Genomic DNA, 19,190 nt, shown 5'->3' with positions numbered 1-19,190 from the left:
TTTTTAAGCTTCCAGCTGAGTGAGGTAACTACCGGCTTTCATGCCGAGCACTTCATTGCAGCCATCTTCAATTAAGGAGGCTCGGGCATCTCTCCACATTTTTTCCAGAGGATATTCTCGAGTAAGGCCATTGCCTCCAAAGACTTGCAATGCTTCGCTACACACATCCAAAGCTGTTTGCGTGGCTGTAACTTTGCTGGCGATGGATAACTGTATGGCAGGCTCAGAGGCGTTATAGTTGTAGCGGTATGCTCTCAAGTTAAGTGCTCGAGATGCTTCTATCTGGCGGAACATTTCAAATAACCGCAATTTGGTGTATTGGTGATTTTTAAGCAGTGTACCTCCTGCTTTACGCTCATTACTGTATTGCACTGCCAACTCATATGCTGCACGCGCTTGCCCGGTGAAAACTGAGCCCATGACGGCATTGGCTTCTGCCAGAATGTCATACGTGGCCTTTTCATAATCGTTAGGACCAGCCAATAAATGCGCTTTACTTAAACGGACATTGTCGAAATACACTTCGCCCTGATTGAGGGCTCGTTGACCTACTTTATCGAGCGGTTTTCCACGACTAACACCGGGTTGATCCATAGGCACAATAATTACAGCACCTTTGCGTGTATTTATTCCGTCTCCGTTATCACAGGCGGCGTAAAGAATTGCAACATCGGCGATGACTCCGTTTGAAACCCATGCTGATTTTTGTCCATTAATGATTAAGTCATCGCCATTGAAGGTTACGGTGCAATTTGGTTGGCCGTAGTAACCTCCTGGGTATTGATTTTGGCGGTTGTAATCGAGAATGTCGGAACCGTGATCAGGCTCGGTAATAGCCCAACAACCTAGCTTTCCTTCGGTTAACTCGATAAGTGTTTGATTGCCGTAGCGATGAGCCATCAATGATGCCAGTGAACCTGCACCTAAAGATATTGCCAAGCCTGAATCACCGTAACCCAGTTCTTCGTAAATGATTGGTATAAGGCGGGATCGTTCTTTTTGAGTCATCTCAAACAGGGCGCTAGGAGCTAACCCAAGTTCGGCAAATTGACCTAGCATAGACCAGTAGGGAGAATTTTCTCCAATGACCTCTTCAGGTGTCATCTTGTCGAGTTCTTGGCCAACAGGTCGAAGTACTTCACGTGCAAAGCGTCGTACACTATCCTGAACGGCCAATTCCAATTCTGTCAGACCGACTTCACCACCGGTTGGGGGGAGGATAACGTTGGGGCTGTGATTGCTGTTATCAGGCATGCTTTTTTCTCTACTTTGAAGCTTGTACTGGTTGTAAACTACTACTTTAAGCGGGTAGAAGAGGGAGCAAAACCTATCCTTGGGGAGGGGGGGCTATATCAGTTTGGCATTTTTGGCTTCGTTGATAGCCTGAGTTCTACTAGATACCCTAAGCTTCTTGTAAATATTCTTTACATGCCATTTTACTGTGCCCAGAGAAATCTCAAGAAGGCGAGCAATTTCTTTATTTGCACAACCTTTCTCAATTAATACCAGTACATCCCGTTCTCTCTGGCTAAGATCGGTTTCTTCTGTAACGGTCGGGATTGTGGGTGTCGAATCGTCAGTATCATCTTGTCCTAGCTCAGAATGAAATAGAGCCAGTAGCTTATCGAGATAAGGATTCGATCCTTCTTGATGCTTATATACGATCAGAAGATTGTATAGAGGTAATCCCTCATCCAGAAAGCTACGCTGCAGGCCAAGTAGACTTGCTTGTTCCAGACAATCTCCAAGAATGTTCATTGCCTGCTGTTGTTTGCCTAGGCTGTCCAGAGAAAGGCTAAGCAGTAATCGTACCTCGTTGGTAGCATAGTGATTACCAATGCTTGTCAGTTCATCTATAAGAGATTCAAGGAATATAATAGCCTCTTCCAGATACTCTGGGTGCGGTTCTTCTTGTGTATTGTGGAGCCTTGAGGTGGCAATCAGTACTCTTACTTCTGCTAATTTGAACCAGTAAGTGAGGCTTGAGCTACTGGAGGAGGCAGGTAGGAGCGATTGACTACTGATCTCCTGCAGTCGACCTAGTTGGGATGCTGCAGAGCGTAGATCATTTTCTTCAAGTGCAATGCGTATACGCTCAGAGCTTGCCATAGCGAGCATGCGCAACCAGCCACGATTAGCTGCAATTTGCTCAATATGAAGTAGAAGGTTTTGAGCTACCTCATAATGCTTGTTGTAGAGCTGAATGCGTACCATCACCTGGTAGGCCCGTATCGAGGAGTCAATAAAGCAACCCTGTTGAACGATGTCCTGACGATCTGCAAGGAGTTGTTCACTAATCTCTATGTTATTCTCTTCGTACGCAATTTTGGCAAGTAAGCAAGCACTCATTGTGGCGGCCACAGAGCGCCTGCCTTCCTTTTTCTCTGCGACGTGTAACGCATCCTGGAACCATTTGTGAGCGCGTTTAAATTTTCCTTGCCTTAATGCGATCAAGCCAATCATATTTTTTCGATAAACCGTAACGAACATGTTGGCTTGCCCAGTGCCATCATCCAAAACACGCAGCTGGATATCTTGAGCCTGTTCATAATCGCCTTCATGTAAAAAGGCAAAAGACACTACGTTGCAAAGTACACCTATCGCGAAGGGTAAATCAGCGCTTTTGGGCCATTCGTCCAGCAGTTGATTGCCTAGTGCCCTTGCCTTTGCAAACTGATCCGACAGCCCTAGTATAAGAACGCGAATAACCATAACTGAAAAGGTTATGCTTTCTCTATCTCTATGATCTTTCTGGTGGATGTCTCGCTCTATTTTATTTAGGATCTCATGAGATTCTTGAAACTTGAATAACAAGGCCAGAGACCATGCTTCGGCCAGATGCAATGGGAAATGATCAAGTTGCTGACTTTCGGAAAGGCGATTGGCCCACTCCATGAGTTGAACCATATTGCTTGACTCAACCAGGGTCATTGCACATTTGTCGATATAAGTTAGTGCATCATCTTTATTGCCTGCGGCCAGAGCATGGCGTACTGCTTCTGCCCATAAATGATTATCCGCAAACCAACGTTGAGCCTGTTGGTGCAATGCCTTTAGGTCTATCTGGTTTTCTCTGATTAGGCGCTTTTTGAGGTGATCTGAAAAAAGGTTGTGGAATCGAAACCAGTTTCCGTCATCATCCAGTGATTGAATAAAGAGCCGATTAGCCAGTAATTCATTGATGATATGGTAGCTATTTGTTCGGCCGGTCACTGCATCACACAGTGATGCGTTGAATCTGTCGAGAATAGACGCTGATAGCAAGAAATCCAAAACACTGTTTGGGAAGTGTGCCAGCACAACATCACTCATAAAATTACTGATGCTATTGCTGTCAGAAGTAATAGCTTTAAAAGAGAAATCTTGCTCATGAATCGTCTGTGGAATAATGGCTAACTGAAGACCTGTTACCCACCCCTCGGTGATGTCATACAAGCGCTGAATGTCAGAACTGGATACCGTGTGAGAATAATTAGCGAGTATGAACTGTCGGCATTCATCGATTTCAAAGCGTAAATCTTTATCGTTAAGCTCTGTTAGGAATCCCTTGCCTTTGTATTTCGCTATTGAAATTGCTGGTGTCGAACGACTGGAAATTACTAAGTGAACATTGTCTGATGCGTGCTGGATCAAGTAGTCGATAGCGGCATGAATGCTAGCGTCATGGATAACCTGGTAGTCATCAAGTACTAGATAAATCTGCTCACTACGGTTAGCTAATTCATTGATTAATATTGAGATGACAACTTTGGCTGGTATCAATGGACCCGATTGAAGTAAAGCCAGAGCACCTTCACCGATACCGGGATTTGAACGATTTAGAGAAGAGGTTAGGTAAGTCAGGAAGCGGTGAGGCGTATTGTCTTCAATGTCCAGGCTCAGCCAGGCTATCGTATTACCTAACCCGAGCATTTCCTGCCGCCATTGAGAAAGGGTAGTTGTCTTCCCTGATCCTGCAGCGGCTTCCACCAAGATCAATGCAGCAGATTTGGCATCAGATAAACGGCTAATAAGATCTTCCCGCCTCACCAAGTGAGGCGCTAACCTGGGAGGTTTCAGTTTAGTGGTGACTAATGGCAGATTCCAGGAACCAGAGTTTTCCTCTGTATTCAGAAGGTCATGCTCATGGGGAACTGTAGTCGACACATTGAGTTACCTGCAGTTTGTTTGCAATGCTTGCTGAGGGTGTATATTGATGCCGCCATCGATGTATTTGATGGCATCATGTATACATGAGAAGGTTGTGTTTTCATCCAGTAAGTTATTAGCATTAGAGAGAGTAATGGTGTCTCTTACTGGTCCAATTGCGTTAGTAATCAGTAGCTTGACACCTTGGTTTTTTAAATTCTCTGTAACCTGCTGCAGCATAATGATGGCTGTGGCATCGATACTGTTGACTGACTCAGCATTAAAAATAACGTACTTTAAGTTGCCTTGGTCTCGTCTTTTTATCCATGTATAGAGGCGTTCCGCAAAGTAATCTTTATTGGCGAAATAGAGAGGCGCGTCGAAGCGAAAGATTAATGTATCATCTCTGACTTGAGCATCTTGAAAGCGATTAATATTACGATAAAGTTGGCCGTCACAGATGGATCCTAACTCCGTCATATGAGGATTGGTTGTGTTATAGATAACAATGATGATAGATAACAGAACACCGATAAGTAAACCCTGTTGAACCCCGAAAATCAGGGTAAAGACAAAGGTGATCAACATGACAGAAAATTCACGTTGATTGTGTTGGGCTAAGCTAAACATCTCTTTATATTTAAAGAGCCCAATAACGGAAATAATAATAACCGCTGACAACAGTGCTTTCGGTAGCGGGTATACCTTGAATAATGGTGTCAAAAAGACAACTGTTACAAGAATAAATATAGCTGAAATTACAGCAGAGACTTGTGTTAGAGCGCCTGCTTCTCTGAAGGCTGCACTCCGTGAAAAGCTGGCTGATACAGGAAAGGCTTTAAACACCGATCCCACAAGGTTGGCAACGCCAACGGCTATCAGCTCTTGATTAGGATTTGTATTAATCTTGTCCGTAGGTTTTTCTTGAGATTTACATATGGACATAGTGCCAACGTAACCCATCAGGGCAACGGTAAAAGCTAAGGGTAATAATTCTGCAATCTGAGTTATATCTAAATTTGGTATAACGACGGGCGGTAAGCCCTGGGGAACCGATGAGACAACATCCACACCGTAGCTGGCTGCATTCAGCAGGCCTGCTCCCCACATGCCTAGTGCTAATAAGATGAACGCATAGGGAAGGCCTGGGTAAACACGTTTTGAATAATGCATAAAGAGCAAGCCAGCTATGCCAACAATTATAGTGGCTGTATTCCACTGTCCAATATTCAAGGCTAACTGGTAAGCGATTTCAAAAATACTACCGCCAGAGACGTCTGTGCCAACCAGATTTTCGAATTGGCTGCTGATGATAATAAGGGCGGCTGCAGATGTATAACCCACGATCACCGGGTAAGAGAGAAAGTTAGCAATAAAACCAAAGCGAATGCAGCCTAGAATACATTGAATGATGCCAACAAGAAGTGTTAATACAATCGCCAGCTCCAGATAAAGCGGAGAACCGGGTTCTGCCAAAAGGCTTAACCCGGTGATTATCAAAATAGAATCCAGGGCAACGGGTCCTATAGAGATTTTATTGGAAGTACCTAGCAAAGCATATATCACAGGCGGAATGATACAGGCATACAAACCATATTCTGGTGGTAATCCTGCAACGACTGCGTAGCCCATGCCTTGAGGAATCAGCATAACAGCAATCGTAAGTCCGGAAAAAAGATCACTTTTAAGTGTGTTATGGCTGTATCCTTTTAGCCATAACAGCCCTGGGAAGAATTTGCTAAGCATAATGCACCTACAATCCGTTATGATTTACTCAGACTTATCATTTGTTAGGGCTTTCAGTTGGTCATAATTACTCAATATGAAAAGCGTCAAGGTTAAATAGAAAATCGCGAGTGGGAAATTGAACCCGGCAATGGTCATAAACTCTTTGGCGTCTCTATATACACCGCCATCGGGTAGCACGTAGAACAGAATAGTGAAGATTGACATGGTCCCTAAAGGGCTTACCCACAGCAGGTTCATGGAAACAAAAGCGCGGCTTTTGATCAGTAGGATGGTAATAAGAGCCGTTATCACTAAAGCGCTGGTTACCATAGAGTAGGCAACGAAATCCCAATATCCTTTGGTCATATTAATAAGTTCTGTATTGCCGGTATTAACCAGAGCGCCATAAGGAAGAATGGTCGAATGGTATCCTGCACCTATAGCTCCACCGTAGATAAACGCGGCAGCCAATGTGATGGATAACTTTCGGCTGAACGGGCTAAATAGTGTGTAAGTCAGAACTGCACCCAAGCAGCCATGAATAGGGATAAAGAACTGCGCCAGGTAGTTGCCTATCACCATCTCTTCGATCGACTTGTCCAGCATGATATGCATCACATTATCTAAACCAACCGCAAATGCCGTGTCCATTGTATGCTTTCCGGTCCACACGGAATAAACATCTGCTGCGGCGCCTAGTAATCCAGCGATTGTTGCTGCCAGGCCTATCAATAGAATATTAGATTTCGAGAGGGTCATCGTTCCTGCTCCTAAGGTTGTAAGAAAAGGGCGCCTGTCCACGTATTGCCGTTCCGCAGAGTGGGTGACGCTTATGGTTGTTTTTCTGTATGAAATATATACAGTTTTGGTGAAGGGGGGTAAAGTAACACATTATGATGTAGTGATCTACTATACTTTTCGGCTGGTCGGCGATGATATTGTGCGTCAAATGGTCCTGACACTGGACAGATTAGAAGTTTGAATGTCTGCTTGTGGTATAATTTTCAAGCATGACTGAAGCATTTGGGGGGGAGGTATTGATGGGGGGATCTGAAGGTAAAATTACACCGCGAACGCGGGTTGATCATAGGGAGGAAACCATACTTCGCGCGGTATCAACGCTTGTTGATAAGCAGTCTTTTTGGGATACCTCTACCCGTCAAATTGCGGCTGAAGCGGGTGTTTCAGAGGGCACTATCTACCATTATTTCAAGAATAAAACCTTGCTGCTTGAGGCAGTAGTTGAGAAAAACTACAGTGAATTGGCTCAGAGGATTGCGGAGAAGTTAATTGGAGAATCCTCGTTTAGCTCCCAACTACTTACCTTTTTAGAGTTGTCGCTGGTTGAATTCTCCAACTCGAATGGCCTTTTTGTGCATTTTATTTCCGCCTATTGGGTTGCGCGTGAACCTGAATATGACGGCTTCTGGTCAACCCTTGAGACGCGTTTAGCTAAAGACTATGTGAATCTGTCAAAGCGTATTCTAGAGCAGGGCTTGGCTGCAGGGGAGCTTAAGGCGGAGGTGGATATAGAGGAGTTGAATTATATCCTTATGGGTTGCCTGGAAAGGAGCACCTTTTATTTAATTGACGGCGGCAACCCGGCGACGAGTGCAAGGGATGTCGTCAGGGAAATTCTGGACTTTCTCGCACCGCTGATGATGGCAGATTCTGAAAAGTTGACCGTAGATTATGGTGAAATGGAAGCGATTTGTCAGAGATTGGAAAGCGGTCTTTTTCGAATAAAATCGCTTGGACGAGTATAGATAGAGAGTTCTGATGAATAATAATGCGCTAAAAAATGCCAAAATTGATGCAGTGTTGGATGCTGCTGGAGCTGAAATACTCAAGCGTGGGTATTTGAAGACATCGACTAAATCAATTGCAAGTGCCGCTAATATTACGGAAAAAACCTTATTTCAGTACTTCTCAAATAAGTTAGACATATTGAAGCAACTTATTGCCAGGCAGTATATGCGTTTAGCTGAAAAGTTAAGAGAGCAGGTGGCAGATGTAGAAGATGTGTATGAGCAGTATTTACGATTCAGTGTGTGTTATACCCAGGAGATAGAAGCGCACAGGGAGTTTTTCAATCGTCCCGCCGCTATTTATCGAGGGTTAACCAGGACTTCTCGCAGTGAAGAGAATCCGGCGTTGCAAAATCCGGTTATCGAAGTACTGATTGATATTGTTCAAAAGGGAGTGGAGAGTCGTAGGCTCCCTAAAGATATTGACTCCCTTCTTTTTGTGTACACCTATTTTGGCTCCATTGATTATCTAAATAGAAGTTACATTTTTGATCTACCTGAGGTTAATCCTGAAAAGCGACACCAGCGTATGATGGATTGCGCCAAGCTCCTTTGGAGTGCAGCTGAACAATTTAATGCTGGAGGCCAGGGGGGGCAAGATGTTGAGTTGATGGCAAGGCTCTCTCATATTGCTGATGAATTGCAATTATTAGGTAATTCAATAACCCGGCGTTAGTTCTTAATTGCAGTAAAAAGTAAGTTATCCTCAATTTTCTGATGGGGCTATCTGTCGGGCGACCTTTTTTGTAACCAGCCTTGGTCGTTCGAGGCTGCTCTACCTCAGTCTCCAGGGTGTATGTCTCAACTGTGTTCCTGGTCACTATCTTCTATATAAATCTCTTAAAACCTTATAATTATCAATGAGTTATTGGTTTTCTCTGCTGCTGCTATTGGGCGGCTGATATCTGCAATGCGATAAATTTCAGGCATTACTAAACTAAATGGTATTAGCGAATGAGATTTTTGTTTGACGGTAAAGTGATGCTTAATATAATATTGTATTATTAACTTATTGGTCGAAAAGCGATCAAGTTTGTGTGGTTGTCTATTGCTAACAAGAGTTGTGAAGGGTGTTGGTGCTGAAATTGACCTTTTCAGCGTAGGCACTGTTTCAGGTTGATCGTTGGTTTCTTTATGACGTTGAAGGAAGTTATCTAATGACTAAAGCGCTGTATCCATCTGCTGAAAGTGAATCGTGTGCATTATTCAAGAGAGCGCAGAAGGTTATTGCCGGTGGAGCAACCCGAGATACCGTTTACTTTGCGCCATATCCGCTTTACGCAAAAAGTGGTCAGGGTGCGAGGTTTGTCGATGAGGATGGTGTCGAAAGAATTGATTTTACGAACAGCTTATCTTCGGGCATACACGGACATTGTCATCCTGACATTGTAGAGGCCATTAGTGCACAGGCTAAAGAGCTTATTGGTGTAAGTCTGCCCACAAAGCCGGAGATTCAATTGGCTGAGATTCTGGTAGATAGGATTCCTGCGTTTGAGCAGATTCGCTTTACAAACTCTGGAACAGAGGCCGTCATGCTGGCTGTGAAGGCTGCTCGTGCATATACAGAGAAGGCTAAAATTGCAAAAGTTGAAGGTACCTATCATGGATCGCTGGATTTGGCAGAGGTCAGTCAGAACGCTTCCCCTGCGAATTGGGGGCCATTAGATAAACCTAAATCAGTAGCTACCGCATCGGGTACACCCAAGGCCGTACTCAACGATTCAGTCATTATTCCATTTAATGATTTGGCGCGAAGCATCGCAATTCTGGAAGAGGTGGTTGATGATCTAGCAGCTATTCTCATCGATCTTGTGCCAGGTTTTATGCGTTTTCTGATGGCGGACCAGGAATATATTTCCGGGCTTTGTGAATGGGCGAAGAATCGTGGCGTTCTCATTATTCTTGATGAAGTTATGACTGCTCGCGGAAGCTATAACGGCATGCAAGAGGTGTATGGCATTACGCCTGATATCTGCACTGTGGGTAAATTTGTTGGAGGCGGAATGCCTTTGGGGGTCGTTGGTGGCAGGCGGGAAGTAATGCAGGTATTTGATTCTACGTCTGAACATGGCGCTTTGGTACCGCAGGGAGGTTCGTTTAATGGGCATCCAGTCAGTATGGCATCAGGCATTAAATCTATGCAGCTTATGGATAAGTCTGCCTACGATCATCTGGCGTTGTTAGGTGATAGAGCAAGGATTGGGTTGCGAGTGGCCATGAGCGCTACAGGAGTGAATGGCAAGGTCCATGGTTATGGATCGATGATTGGATTCAGTTTGGTTTCTGGTGATTACAGTGATCGACGAAGCTTATTTGAACTTATAAAAAAAGAAAAAGATTTGATGATGCAACTCTCTACTTATTGGTTTAACCATGGTGTATTTGCGCTGCCTAGAGGAGCGTTATTGTTGTCTACAGTGATGACTGAGGCAGATATAGATCATATGGTGGATGTTACTCATCAGTTTATGCTGAGCGAAATGTAACAGGGGGTATTACTAATGAATACATTTACGGAAAATAATAAGTCAGCTTTTCAGGCGTTAGAAATACTCTGTTGTGAGTTTGTCGGTAATGATGCTGTCACTGAAAATATCTTTGCTGAAAAGGCAATGTCTTTATTGGGTGAGATTGAGCGTTTTACCGAAGAAGATATTGATGAGAAGCATGAGTTTGGTGAAGGGCTTTCATATGCGATTCCTTATGTGAGCAAGCGCATGGTTGCCCTAATCATGTTTATGAAGCCTGGGGCATGCATTGACGCTCACGACCATCACGGTTTTGCAGGGGTTATGCGCCTTATTCGAGGTGAGGTAAAGGTTGAAAACTTCTCGTTAAGTGATTTTGGCCAAGTTTGTGAATCCGGTGAGTTTAATATAGTTCCTGGGAAAATAACTGTGGTCGCCGAAGATGAATGTTCAGCTATTTTGTCTGGAGATAGCAATATTCATCAAGTTACGGCAGGGGAGAATGGGGCAATATTCTTTGATATCTATGCCATGACTGAAGATAGGGGACGTAGTGATTTCTTTGAGGTTTTGCGAGAGGAGGCGGACGGTCGCAGAACAGTCAAGATTAAGGCGTCGGTAGCTATTCCTGAATAAATTTTAAAAGAGTTAACCAATAACGATAAGTCTGGAGAGAGCGATAATGAAAAAAGTACATAAGCCAATCTATATAGCCATCGTAGCCGCGATTGTTTCGGGTAATACTATAGCGGAGAGTTTTACGCTGGAAGAGGTTGTGGTAACAGCCCAGAAGAGGGCTGAAAACCTGCAAGACGTGCCTATTTCAGTTTCGGCGATGGATGGTAACAAGATTGCTGAATCGGTTATTCCTGATATGGAAAACTTTGCGGCATATATTCCGAACTTCTCTGTAAATACGAGTGGCTATGGAGAAACAATTTCTATTCGTGGTATACAGTCAGGAGGTTTGACCTCAAGTATTGAGCAATCAGTAGGCACTTTTTCGGATGGGATTTATCGCGGTCGAGGGGCCCAATCTCGATTTGCCTTTCTGGATGTAGGTTTGGTTGAGGTGTTAAGGGGGCCGCAGAGTACTCTGTTTGGTAAAAATACCATTGGTGGTGCATTAAACATTACCTCGGCTACCCCGACAGAAGAGTTTGAAGGGCAGTTGTCTGCCATGTATGAAGTTCAGCATGAAGAAACGGAGTTACAAGGTTATGTCTCTGGCCCTTTAAGTGACACGCTTCGTGCGCGCCTGGCGTTCATGGATCGTTCCCTAAAAGATGGCTGGGTAGATAACACCTATTATGATCATCAGGGGCCTGAAGACGATGAGGCCGCTGCTCGCTTATCATTTGATTGGGATGCATCTGAAGACTTGACGATAAAATTAAAAGTCGAACATGGTGAATGGGATAATAAGGGCGGCGCTGCTGAGGAAACAGTTGTATCCCCATCTTTGCAGGGAGCATATGCCTTATTAGGGCTGAGTGGCGATCTTAATCCTGAGAATGGTAAAACGACTATCGGTAATAATACGCCTGGTATTGATTATGGTGCTGGTGCTACGAATGAGGGGGACTTTGATGAGATTGCTCTCCGTGCTGATTACGATCTTGCCAGCGGTACATTAACGGCAATTTACGGATATTCGGCTTATGAAAAAGAGTACATGCTGGATCTTGATTCCACTGAGATTGATGGTTTAGGTCTGGAAGATTATGAGGAATATGATCAAAACAGCTTCGAGCTGCGCTATGTGTCAGATTTGGGCGAGGGTTTTGAGTTCTTAACCGGTCTTTATTATCAAGAAAGTAATTTTGATTATAAGAACCGTACTAACATAAATGTAGATCCACTGGATTCTGATAGCCTGGGGCCTTTGATTGCTTTCGGTCTGGAGAACGAATTGGGGATGCTGCCAGCAGTTGCTCAAGCAACAGCTGCAAGTGTTGGTCAGTTTACGCGTGCGAGCACGTTAGATCAGGAAAGTGATTCATGGGCCGCGTTTTTCCAAGGAACCAAGGATCTTTCTGAAACAGTAACGTTGACCCTCGGTGTTCGCTATGGTGAAGAGAAAAAGAAAGCTGATCAATCTACCTTCTGTGCTGAATGGGACAGTTTTACAGTTGCCAATACGGCTGCAAATTGTAATGCCGTGTCATTGGCTCTAGCAGAGTTTACTCCGCATAACCATGAGGGGTTAGAGCAGAATGAGTATGATTGGACTTATAGCGCTATCCTGCAGTGGGATCTTACCGAAGACGTTATGGTCTATGGTCGAATCTCGAATGGTACCAAGGCTGGAGGCTTTAACGCGCTTGCGTTTAGTGCGAATCCAGAAGAGGCTGTTTTTGATCAGGAGAAGGTAAAGTCCTTCGAAATTGGCTCCAAGATGATGTTGTTGGATAATACCGCAGAAATCAATGTCGCGGCGTTTCATATGGACTACAGTGACTTGCAGGCAGCTATTTTTACAGGTACCTCTGCAGTTAACGTAGAAAACGCAGCGTCAGCTACGATTCAAGGTATAGAACTAGATGGTCGTTGGCAGCTAACCGAGGAATTACTGCTGGCGGGATCGATTGGTTATGTCGATTTTGAATTTGATGAGTACCCTAATGCTGGCTGTACCGCGACTCAAAAAACCAATTTAGGCTTTAGTGGTTTGTTTACTGCACCACCTGCTGGCACAACCTCAGGCAATGCTACGGCCATTGGCGTGAATCCTCTTACCGGTATGGCTGCAAGTTGTGAGCAGGACCTTTCTGGTGGAACCAATGGGTTTACGCCTGAAGTCAGCGCTAGTTTATCGTTAGAGCATGAAATAGAACTGAGTGGTAGCTTATTCCTGCGTACGGTCTTTGATGTAAATTACACGGGTGAACATTACACCGTACCTGATAATGATCCTCTGACAGAACAGGATGCCTATGCTCTGTTCAATTTGGCGATTACTCTGGGGGCGCAGTCTGGTAAGTGGGATGTGTCACTGATAGGCCGAAATATTACAGACAAGGAATATCATACCTACTCCAATGACATCCCTTTTATGTACGGTTCCCATGTGGCAACCAAGGGGCGTGAAGCGGATTACGCTATTCGGGCTCGTGTAAACTTCTAGGCCTCTATGGAGCTAACGATAAGCGATTTATTGCTAGCTCCTGAATTTCACATGTTTATTATTTTTCAGTTACTTTCCGGTGAGTGTTGTTATGCCTGTGCAAGCGTTTTGCTCTTCATCTAATACTTCTGACGATTTACTAGAGAATGCCTCTGAGCGTTTTGGCTTTATTCCTAATGCACATAAAGTTTTTTCTCTATCAAGGTCGTTTTATGAGGGCTACCAGAAGCTTTTTGAGCTTTTTTCAGATTCGACAAGCCTTAATCAGGAAGAGCAGCATATTGTCTTTATTACGGTAAGCCGGATCAATGGGTGCGGTTATTGCGAGGCGGCACATAAAATGATGGCGTCCCAATCCGGTATGGCACAAGAGGCAGTCGAGGCGCTCTTGTCTGGAAAGCCACTGAATAACCTCAAGCAAGAAGCACTAAGAATGACAGTGAAAAAAATTGTAGAGAGCAGGGGGAATTTATCTCCTGATGATCTGCAAGAGTTTATAGGTGCTGGTTACACCATTGGTCAGTTTATGGATGTGTTGCTGGGCGTTACCTCCAAGATAATGTCCAATTATGCCAATTTGATCGCGCAAACAGAATTGGATGATGTTCTTACAAAGTAGGTTGAATATGAAACTAGATGTACTTCGTCCAGGATGGGATCAACTTCAGGAAGAGGGAATTGTTAATGCTGAAGGCGCTCGTTTATTTCGATCGGATGGAAGCTCTCTTTTGGATGCAGCGGGTCAGTTTGGTGTAAATGCTATTGGATTTGGCCGAAAAGATATAGCTGATGTTATTGCAGAAACGATTTGGAAAAGAAGTCATTTGTCACCTACGCTTCAGTGTCCTGAGCGAATAGCACTGGCTGAAGTTTTAAAGCAAAAGTGGTTGCATCCCAACTTGGATAGGGTTCACTTTGTCAACTCTGGCTCGGAAGCAAATGAGGCGGCCATACGCTTGGCTAGGCACTATCATTATCTCCGGGGTAAGCGTACAAAATGGAAAATTATATCCCGTGAGTACTCCTATCACGGTACCACGATGGGTGCTTTATCGATGACAACCAATGCTTTCAGGCGTAAAGGGCTGGAGCCTTACCTGGCAGAAATGCCTGTAGTGCCTAGCTGTTACTGTGCAGAAGGTGAGTCTGAAAATAGTGTTAATAAAGCGTTAGATGCACTAAGGGCAACCATTGAAAGCCATGGCGCTGATTCTATTGCTGCAATGATTGTTGAGCCTATAGGGGCTTCTAGCTCTGGTGCAACAGCTTCACCGCCTGAGTATTGGCAGGAAGTCGAGGAGTTATGTCGTCAGCATGATATTTTATTGATTAGCGATGAGGTTGTTACCGGTTTTGGTCGAACAGGCTCACGTATGGGTTATGATCAGGCGGGTTTTGTGCCAGATATTATTAGCATGGCTAAGGGATTGACGGGGGGGTATGGGGCCCTTGGTGCTGTTTCAGGAAGAGGAGAGATATTTGAAGTTCTCGAGGCTGGAGGTTTGCCACTCTTCTATCATACCCTAGGGGGGAACCCGCCAGCTTGTGCCGCGGCATTTGAAAATTTAAAGGTTATCGAGGAAGAGAATTTACTGGATAGGGTTGATGATATGGGCTCTAGATTAGGTGAATTGTTGAGGCCTTTGCGCTTTCAGAAGGGAGTCAAGGATGTCAGAGGAGTAGGTATGTTATGGGCGGTAGAGGTTGAGCCTTTGCCTGGCTTGGATATCAAACCCTCTGCTTTAATTGTCAAAAAAGGTATTGAAAAAGGTGTGTTTTACTGGCCTGGAGGCGTGTCAGAAGATCACAATATTATTTGTTTCGCTCCGCCCTTTACGGTTAGTGAAGAAGATCTGATACGTATGGTTGTGGTACTTGAAGACGTAATATCAGAGTTATATCTGTGAGTTGAGGTAGAGAGTATGCAGTCTAATAAAGATCAAGAAACAATATCTGATTACCACTGCAGAGCTTAAGTTTGATGAGATTCTTGAGGGCTTGGCAAAAGGTCTGGGAGAATCAGTTACGCGATCAGAGTTGCAATCTGAAGTCCTTCATTCGATGCCTCTTCCCAAGGAGGCTACTGAGGAAATTGAGTTTTACAGTGAGCGTCTTTTGGAACCTTCAGTGGTTGAAGTTATGATGTTTAATGCCGATGCTGAAGGTAATCGTAGACGAAGGGTATATCAATTTAAGGCGGCCGCGGATAAAGGCCCCGGCTATATTGAAAAATGGACTAGAGATAACAGGAAAAATGTTCTAAGTGTTGATGCACGAAAACCTTTGATATGGATGTTTAGATTGTTTGCAGGCTTGAAAGTAAAGATTTTGGTATAAGGTTACGCCACAGGAGCGGGTGTTAGAAATATTCAGAGTACTAAATCAATCATCTCTCGTAGCAAGATAAACTAAGTTAAAACTTAATATTCTTGCTTTTCTGGCGCCAACATACAGTTGGCGCTTTTTTTACGTTTTATATCAACAAGTAATGTAAAACAATTCTGGCTTTTCTTGTTTTAATTCTTTGAGCCGCATATCCAATTTTTCACGTAAGCTTTCAGCATTTTCTTTCCCAAGTGCTTGATGAGATATTCCCATATTGGTATACACACACCCCATGGGATAAACCATTTCCATTTCGATATCTATACCGGTTTGACTAAGTAGAATATCAAGCATAAAGTCAGTGGTGAATATAAGATCTACTCTATCTGCTTTGGCCATCCTGAATAATGTTGTGAAGTTTTGAAAGCTTTCAATGGCTAGGTTATCAATGCTAAATATGTTGCCCATATCTGGCGCTGACTTTGTGATACCAATTCTATAGTTTCGAAGGTCGCCTTCGTTTTCAATTGTGATATTTTTCGAGTTTAAAGCGGCAAGCCCTAGTTTGTTGGCGTAAATTGGTTCGTTAGTAACGCTTAATAAATCTGGATAGATACTGTCATCGAGGAGGTTTTGGCTTGTGCTGTAAAGGATGACAGCATCAATTAAACCTTTACGGGCCAGATTTACATTTCGTAAATGGGGGTTTGTGACGAATTTGGGGTTATAACCTAGTTTTCCAAATATATTTTGATAGAGGGGGGTAAAATGCTCAGACATAATGGTATCGATTTCTTCCTGGCTATCGGTAAAGCTGCCAATGGTAAAAGGCTCCGCAGGTTGAGAGGAAAAAGATGGGGTCGTCATCAATAGCGATATGCTATAAGCCCGAATCTCTGATAGACCAAATAATTTCATTATACTGTTGTGAGCGATTGATTCTTAGTAAGTCTAGTATATGCAGGCTTTCCTCATGGTTGGATTATCATGTGTTAGTGATAAATTATGATTGTTTAGAAAAGCATATAACGATGTTGTTAAGCTCTAGACCCCTAATAGAGTGGTGGAATTGGGTGGTACACAACAGAACGAAGAGTTACGGCGACGCACTCTTGAAGCAGCCGATCGCGTGTTTGAGTGTGATGGGCTTACGAAGAGTGCAGCAGCTGAATATGCTAGATAGGGAATCCGGGAGGGAACTATTTGTCCGACAGCTATCCTCAGTGAAGATGTTGCAGGCAAGGAGGAGAAACTATTGGAGGGGATTGTAGATTATATCCCGATGCATTGTTTGGCTGCTGTTTAATTGTGGTCGGGGTTTAATTATTGATTTCTTGTTGTTGAGTCCCAGTCGATCAGGGCTCTGGAAACTTATCCACAGTTTTCTAATGGGGTGATTAAGAATATCTATAGACTTAATAGGTTGTTAGTTTTCAGTCTTGTTTTCTTGTTCGGCCTTGGCGCGATCAGCTTTGGAAATATAGCGAGGCTTCTTATGATCAGGCTGTAGTTTGGCTTTGGCCTTCTTTAGTTTCTTCTTAAAAATCTGTTCACGTTTTTTCTGGCGATTCATGATATATCTTACCCTCGCGGCATAGCTAATAGTTCAGAAATTGTGCTGGTTTCGTCAAAGCGGGCCAAATCGGTTTCTTTGTGCTCAACAGCCACCACCGACATACGGTCAGCCAATTCGTTACCCTCAACACCCGCGTGTCCCTTAACGTGGGCGACCTTAATATTCTTGGCAATTTCTAGATACAGGGCATGGGCGGGTTTAATGATATCGAGGTTTTTGATTTCACCGTTGGCCTTTTTCCAGCCTTTTGCTTTCCAGCCATTAGCCCACTTGGTGACGCAATCAATCGAGTATTTGGAGTCGCAGTAAATGGTGACGCTTTGACCTTTCTCTACCGCAGCCTGTGCGAACATCAGCGAATGAAGAAGGCCGAGCAACTCAGCAGTATTATTGGTGCCGGCGGGGTTGTATAAGCCATACCAGAGTTGTTCCAGCTTATCTTTGTGATAGATGGCGATTCCAGTACCGGCTTGCCCCGGATTGGGGTCACAGGCGCCGTCACAGAAAATACTGACATCGGAGCTGAGATCTATTGTGGTTGTGGAGGATGTCGATTTCTTCTTGGGTGAAGATTTAGCCGTCGACCGTGAGGCCGTTGCCTTGGGTTTGTTGGCAAAAGCTTGTTCGGCCTCAGCTTGGCTGGGGAAGGATTTGTATCGGGCTTTGGGATACCCCTTCACCTGACGTTCGGCTTCTGCCCAGGTGGTGTAAATGCCTGGCTGTTGGCCGACCCATACAACGTAATATTTCTTTGCCGCCATAATGATTCTCTTGGAGCTAGCGTTTATGTTTGGGTTTGTAATTGAGGATGGAGATAGGCACTTCTTTTTTTGCCTCAAAGCCAGTGACAGTAACGCGTTCTATAATATGCCCGAGACGACGCTCGATGGCGCACAAACGTTTGAAGTCATCTTTTGATACTAGAGATATGGCTTCGCCGTTAACACCTGCTCGACCGGTGCGTCCAATACGATGAATGTAGTCATCGACATCATCGGGCAAATCATAGTTGATCACCCGTTCGAGCTGATTCACATCGATGCCGCGTGCAGCAATACCGGTAGCGACTAAAAGCCCAATTTTTCCAGACGTAAAGTCGGCAAGCACTTTTGTGCGGGCTGCCTGGCTTCTACCGCTGTGAATCGCTTCTGCCTTGATGCCGCGTTTCTCCAGCTGGCTTACCAGTTTGGCGGCCCCGTGCTTGGTGCGAATAAAGATAAGCCCTTGAGTCCACTGATTGTCTTTGATCAGGTGGCTCAGTAGGGATGACTTATTGTCTTTGTCTACTGTGATTAAGTATTGTGAAATCAGTGCTGATTTTTTGCTATCGAGATCTATCGATATTTCTGCGGCATTATTAATGGCTGTCTTGGCCAGTAAGCGAACTGAATCTGACAGAGTCGCAGAGAACAGCAGGTTTTGTCGTTGCTCGGGCAGGCGTTCGAGAATTTTATTGATGTCGCCGATGAAACCCATGTCGAGCATTCGGTCGGCTTCATCCAGAACCAGCATGTTCAGTTCATCAAAGTGAACGGCCCGCTGGTGAGCAAGATCCAGTAGTCGACCAGGCGTGGCTACTAGAATATCGATGCCTTCAATGAGTTTTTGCTTTTGAGTTTCAGAGTCAACACCACCATAGATTGCCGTGGCAACAAGATTTGTGTGCTTGCCGTAATTTTTTATATTGGCTTCGATCTGTAGTGCCAGTTCGCGAGTCGGTGCCAGAATGAGTGCTCTGATGCGTTTTGCTCGACGCTTACGTCCCGTATCGAGTTTCTCAAGCATGGGTAAAACAAAGCTCGCTGTTTTACCCGTTCCGGTTTGCGCACCGGCAATAAGGTCTCGGCCTTCGAGTACGAGTGGTATCGCTTTTGCCTGAATGGGGGTTGGCCTGGTGTACCCAAGCTCGTTCACGGCTTGTACGATGGGGTCACTTAATCCCAGTTTGGAAAATGGCATTGCGGATCTCGACTATCTGGTTGAACGGGGGCGCCCCGGAGGTTGACCTGATTACAGGCAAATAAAAACCC

The 19,190-nt window shown here is 44.4% G+C and carries 16 protein-coding genes; 8 read left to right on the top strand and 8 right to left on the bottom strand.

Going from position 1 to position 19,190, the window contains the following annotated elements:
- Window positions 1–3: 3 nt before the first annotated feature.
- The 4 genes from ACGHZ6_RS20480 to ACGHZ6_RS20465 form a co-directional block, all read right to left on the bottom strand.
- Window positions 4–1,254, bottom strand: coding sequence for an acyl-CoA dehydrogenase family protein (locus ACGHZ6_RS20480; RefSeq protein WP_390615898.1), 1,251 nt, complete (start codon window positions 1,252–1,254; stop codon window positions 4–6).
- A 93-nt stretch (window positions 1,255–1,347) separates the two neighbouring features.
- Window positions 1,348–4,146, bottom strand: coding sequence for a LuxR C-terminal-related transcriptional regulator (locus ACGHZ6_RS20475; RefSeq protein ID WP_390615897.1), 2,799 nt, complete (start codon window positions 4,144–4,146; stop codon window positions 1,348–1,350).
- Window positions 4,147–4,152: 6 nt separating this feature from the next.
- Window positions 4,153–5,874, bottom strand: coding sequence for a SulP family inorganic anion transporter (locus tag ACGHZ6_RS20470; protein ID WP_390615896.1), 1,722 nt, complete (start codon window positions 5,872–5,874; stop codon window positions 4,153–4,155).
- A 24-nt stretch (window positions 5,875–5,898) separates the two neighbouring features.
- The gene (locus tag ACGHZ6_RS20465; RefSeq protein ID WP_390615895.1) at window positions 5,899–6,615 is read right to left on the bottom strand and encodes a hypothetical protein; all 717 of its coding nucleotides are present in this window, start codon (window positions 6,613–6,615) and stop codon (window positions 5,899–5,901) included.
- Between the two features lie 251 nt (window positions 6,616–6,866).
- On the opposite strand from ACGHZ6_RS20465, the gene ACGHZ6_RS20460 reads away from it, so the two are divergent.
- The 8 genes from ACGHZ6_RS20460 (at window position 6,867) to ACGHZ6_RS20425 (ending at window position 15,596) form a co-directional block, all read left to right on the top strand.
- Window positions 6,867–7,622, top strand: coding sequence for a TetR/AcrR family transcriptional regulator (locus ACGHZ6_RS20460; RefSeq protein ID WP_390615894.1), 756 nt, complete (start codon window positions 6,867–6,869; stop codon window positions 7,620–7,622).
- Between the two features lie 13 nt (window positions 7,623–7,635).
- Entirely contained in the window at window positions 7,636–8,340 is a 705-nt protein-coding gene (locus ACGHZ6_RS20455; protein WP_390615893.1) for a TetR/AcrR family transcriptional regulator, read from the top strand.
- A 481-nt stretch (window positions 8,341–8,821) separates the two neighbouring features.
- The gene (locus tag ACGHZ6_RS20450) at window positions 8,822–10,150 is read left to right on the top strand and encodes an aspartate aminotransferase family protein (protein ID WP_390615892.1); all 1,329 of its coding nucleotides are present in this window, start codon (window positions 8,822–8,824) and stop codon (window positions 10,148–10,150) included.
- A gap of 15 nt (window positions 10,151–10,165) precedes the next feature.
- Window positions 10,166–10,768, top strand: a complete 603-nt coding sequence (locus tag ACGHZ6_RS20445; RefSeq protein ID WP_390615891.1) for a hypothetical protein — start codon at window positions 10,166–10,168, stop codon at window positions 10,766–10,768.
- A gap of 46 nt (window positions 10,769–10,814) precedes the next feature.
- The gene (locus ACGHZ6_RS20440) at window positions 10,815–13,259 is read left to right on the top strand and encodes a TonB-dependent receptor (RefSeq protein WP_390615890.1); all 2,445 of its coding nucleotides are present in this window, start codon (window positions 10,815–10,817) and stop codon (window positions 13,257–13,259) included.
- A 91-nt stretch (window positions 13,260–13,350) separates the two neighbouring features.
- Window positions 13,351–13,878: a carboxymuconolactone decarboxylase family protein gene (locus ACGHZ6_RS20435; protein ID WP_390615889.1), complete on the top strand. Its 528-nt coding sequence runs from the start codon at window positions 13,351–13,353 to the stop codon at window positions 13,876–13,878.
- The gene (locus ACGHZ6_RS20430) at window positions 13,859–15,166 is read left to right on the top strand and encodes an aspartate aminotransferase family protein (protein ID WP_390615888.1); all 1,308 of its coding nucleotides are present in this window, start codon (window positions 13,859–13,861) and stop codon (window positions 15,164–15,166) included. Before ACGHZ6_RS20435 ends, ACGHZ6_RS20430 begins: the two co-directional genes overlap by 20 nt.
- A 91-nt stretch (window positions 15,167–15,257) precedes the next feature.
- Window positions 15,258–15,596 (top strand): hypothetical protein, encoded by a 339-nt coding sequence (locus ACGHZ6_RS20425; RefSeq protein WP_390615887.1) that lies wholly within the window; start codon window positions 15,258–15,260, stop codon window positions 15,594–15,596.
- A gap of 141 nt (window positions 15,597–15,737) precedes the next feature.
- Here ACGHZ6_RS20425 and ACGHZ6_RS20420 read toward each other — a convergent pair whose 3' ends face one another.
- The 4 genes from ACGHZ6_RS20420 to ACGHZ6_RS20405 all read right to left on the bottom strand — a co-directional run bounded on the left by ACGHZ6_RS20420 (window position 15,738) and on the right by ACGHZ6_RS20405 (window position 19,119).
- On the bottom strand, window positions 15,738–16,502 hold the full coding sequence (locus tag ACGHZ6_RS20420) for a hypothetical protein (protein ID WP_390615886.1): 765 nt from the start codon (window positions 16,500–16,502) through the stop codon (window positions 15,738–15,740).
- A 508-nt stretch (window positions 16,503–17,010) separates the two neighbouring features.
- Complete coding sequence (locus tag ACGHZ6_RS20415) at window positions 17,011–17,157, bottom strand: DUF2986 domain-containing protein (RefSeq protein ID WP_390615885.1); 147 nt, start codon at window positions 17,155–17,157, stop codon at window positions 17,011–17,013.
- Window positions 17,158–17,165: 8 nt separating this feature from the next.
- On the bottom strand, window positions 17,166–17,921 hold the full coding sequence (locus ACGHZ6_RS20410) for a viroplasmin family protein (protein ID WP_390615884.1): 756 nt from the start codon (window positions 17,919–17,921) through the stop codon (window positions 17,166–17,168).
- Between the two features lie 16 nt (window positions 17,922–17,937).
- Window positions 17,938–19,119: a DEAD/DEAH box helicase gene (locus ACGHZ6_RS20405; RefSeq protein ID WP_390615883.1), complete on the bottom strand. Its 1,182-nt coding sequence runs from the start codon at window positions 19,117–19,119 to the stop codon at window positions 17,938–17,940.
- Window positions 19,120–19,190 lie beyond the last annotated feature (71 nt).

This window comes from Maricurvus nonylphenolicus, from assembly GCF_042854845.1.
Classification (GTDB): Bacteria; Pseudomonadota; Gammaproteobacteria; order Pseudomonadales; family Cellvibrionaceae; genus Maricurvus; species Maricurvus nonylphenolicus.
Note: the sequence above shows the minus strand (reverse complement) of the source record. Positions and strands in the feature narration are given on the sequence as shown.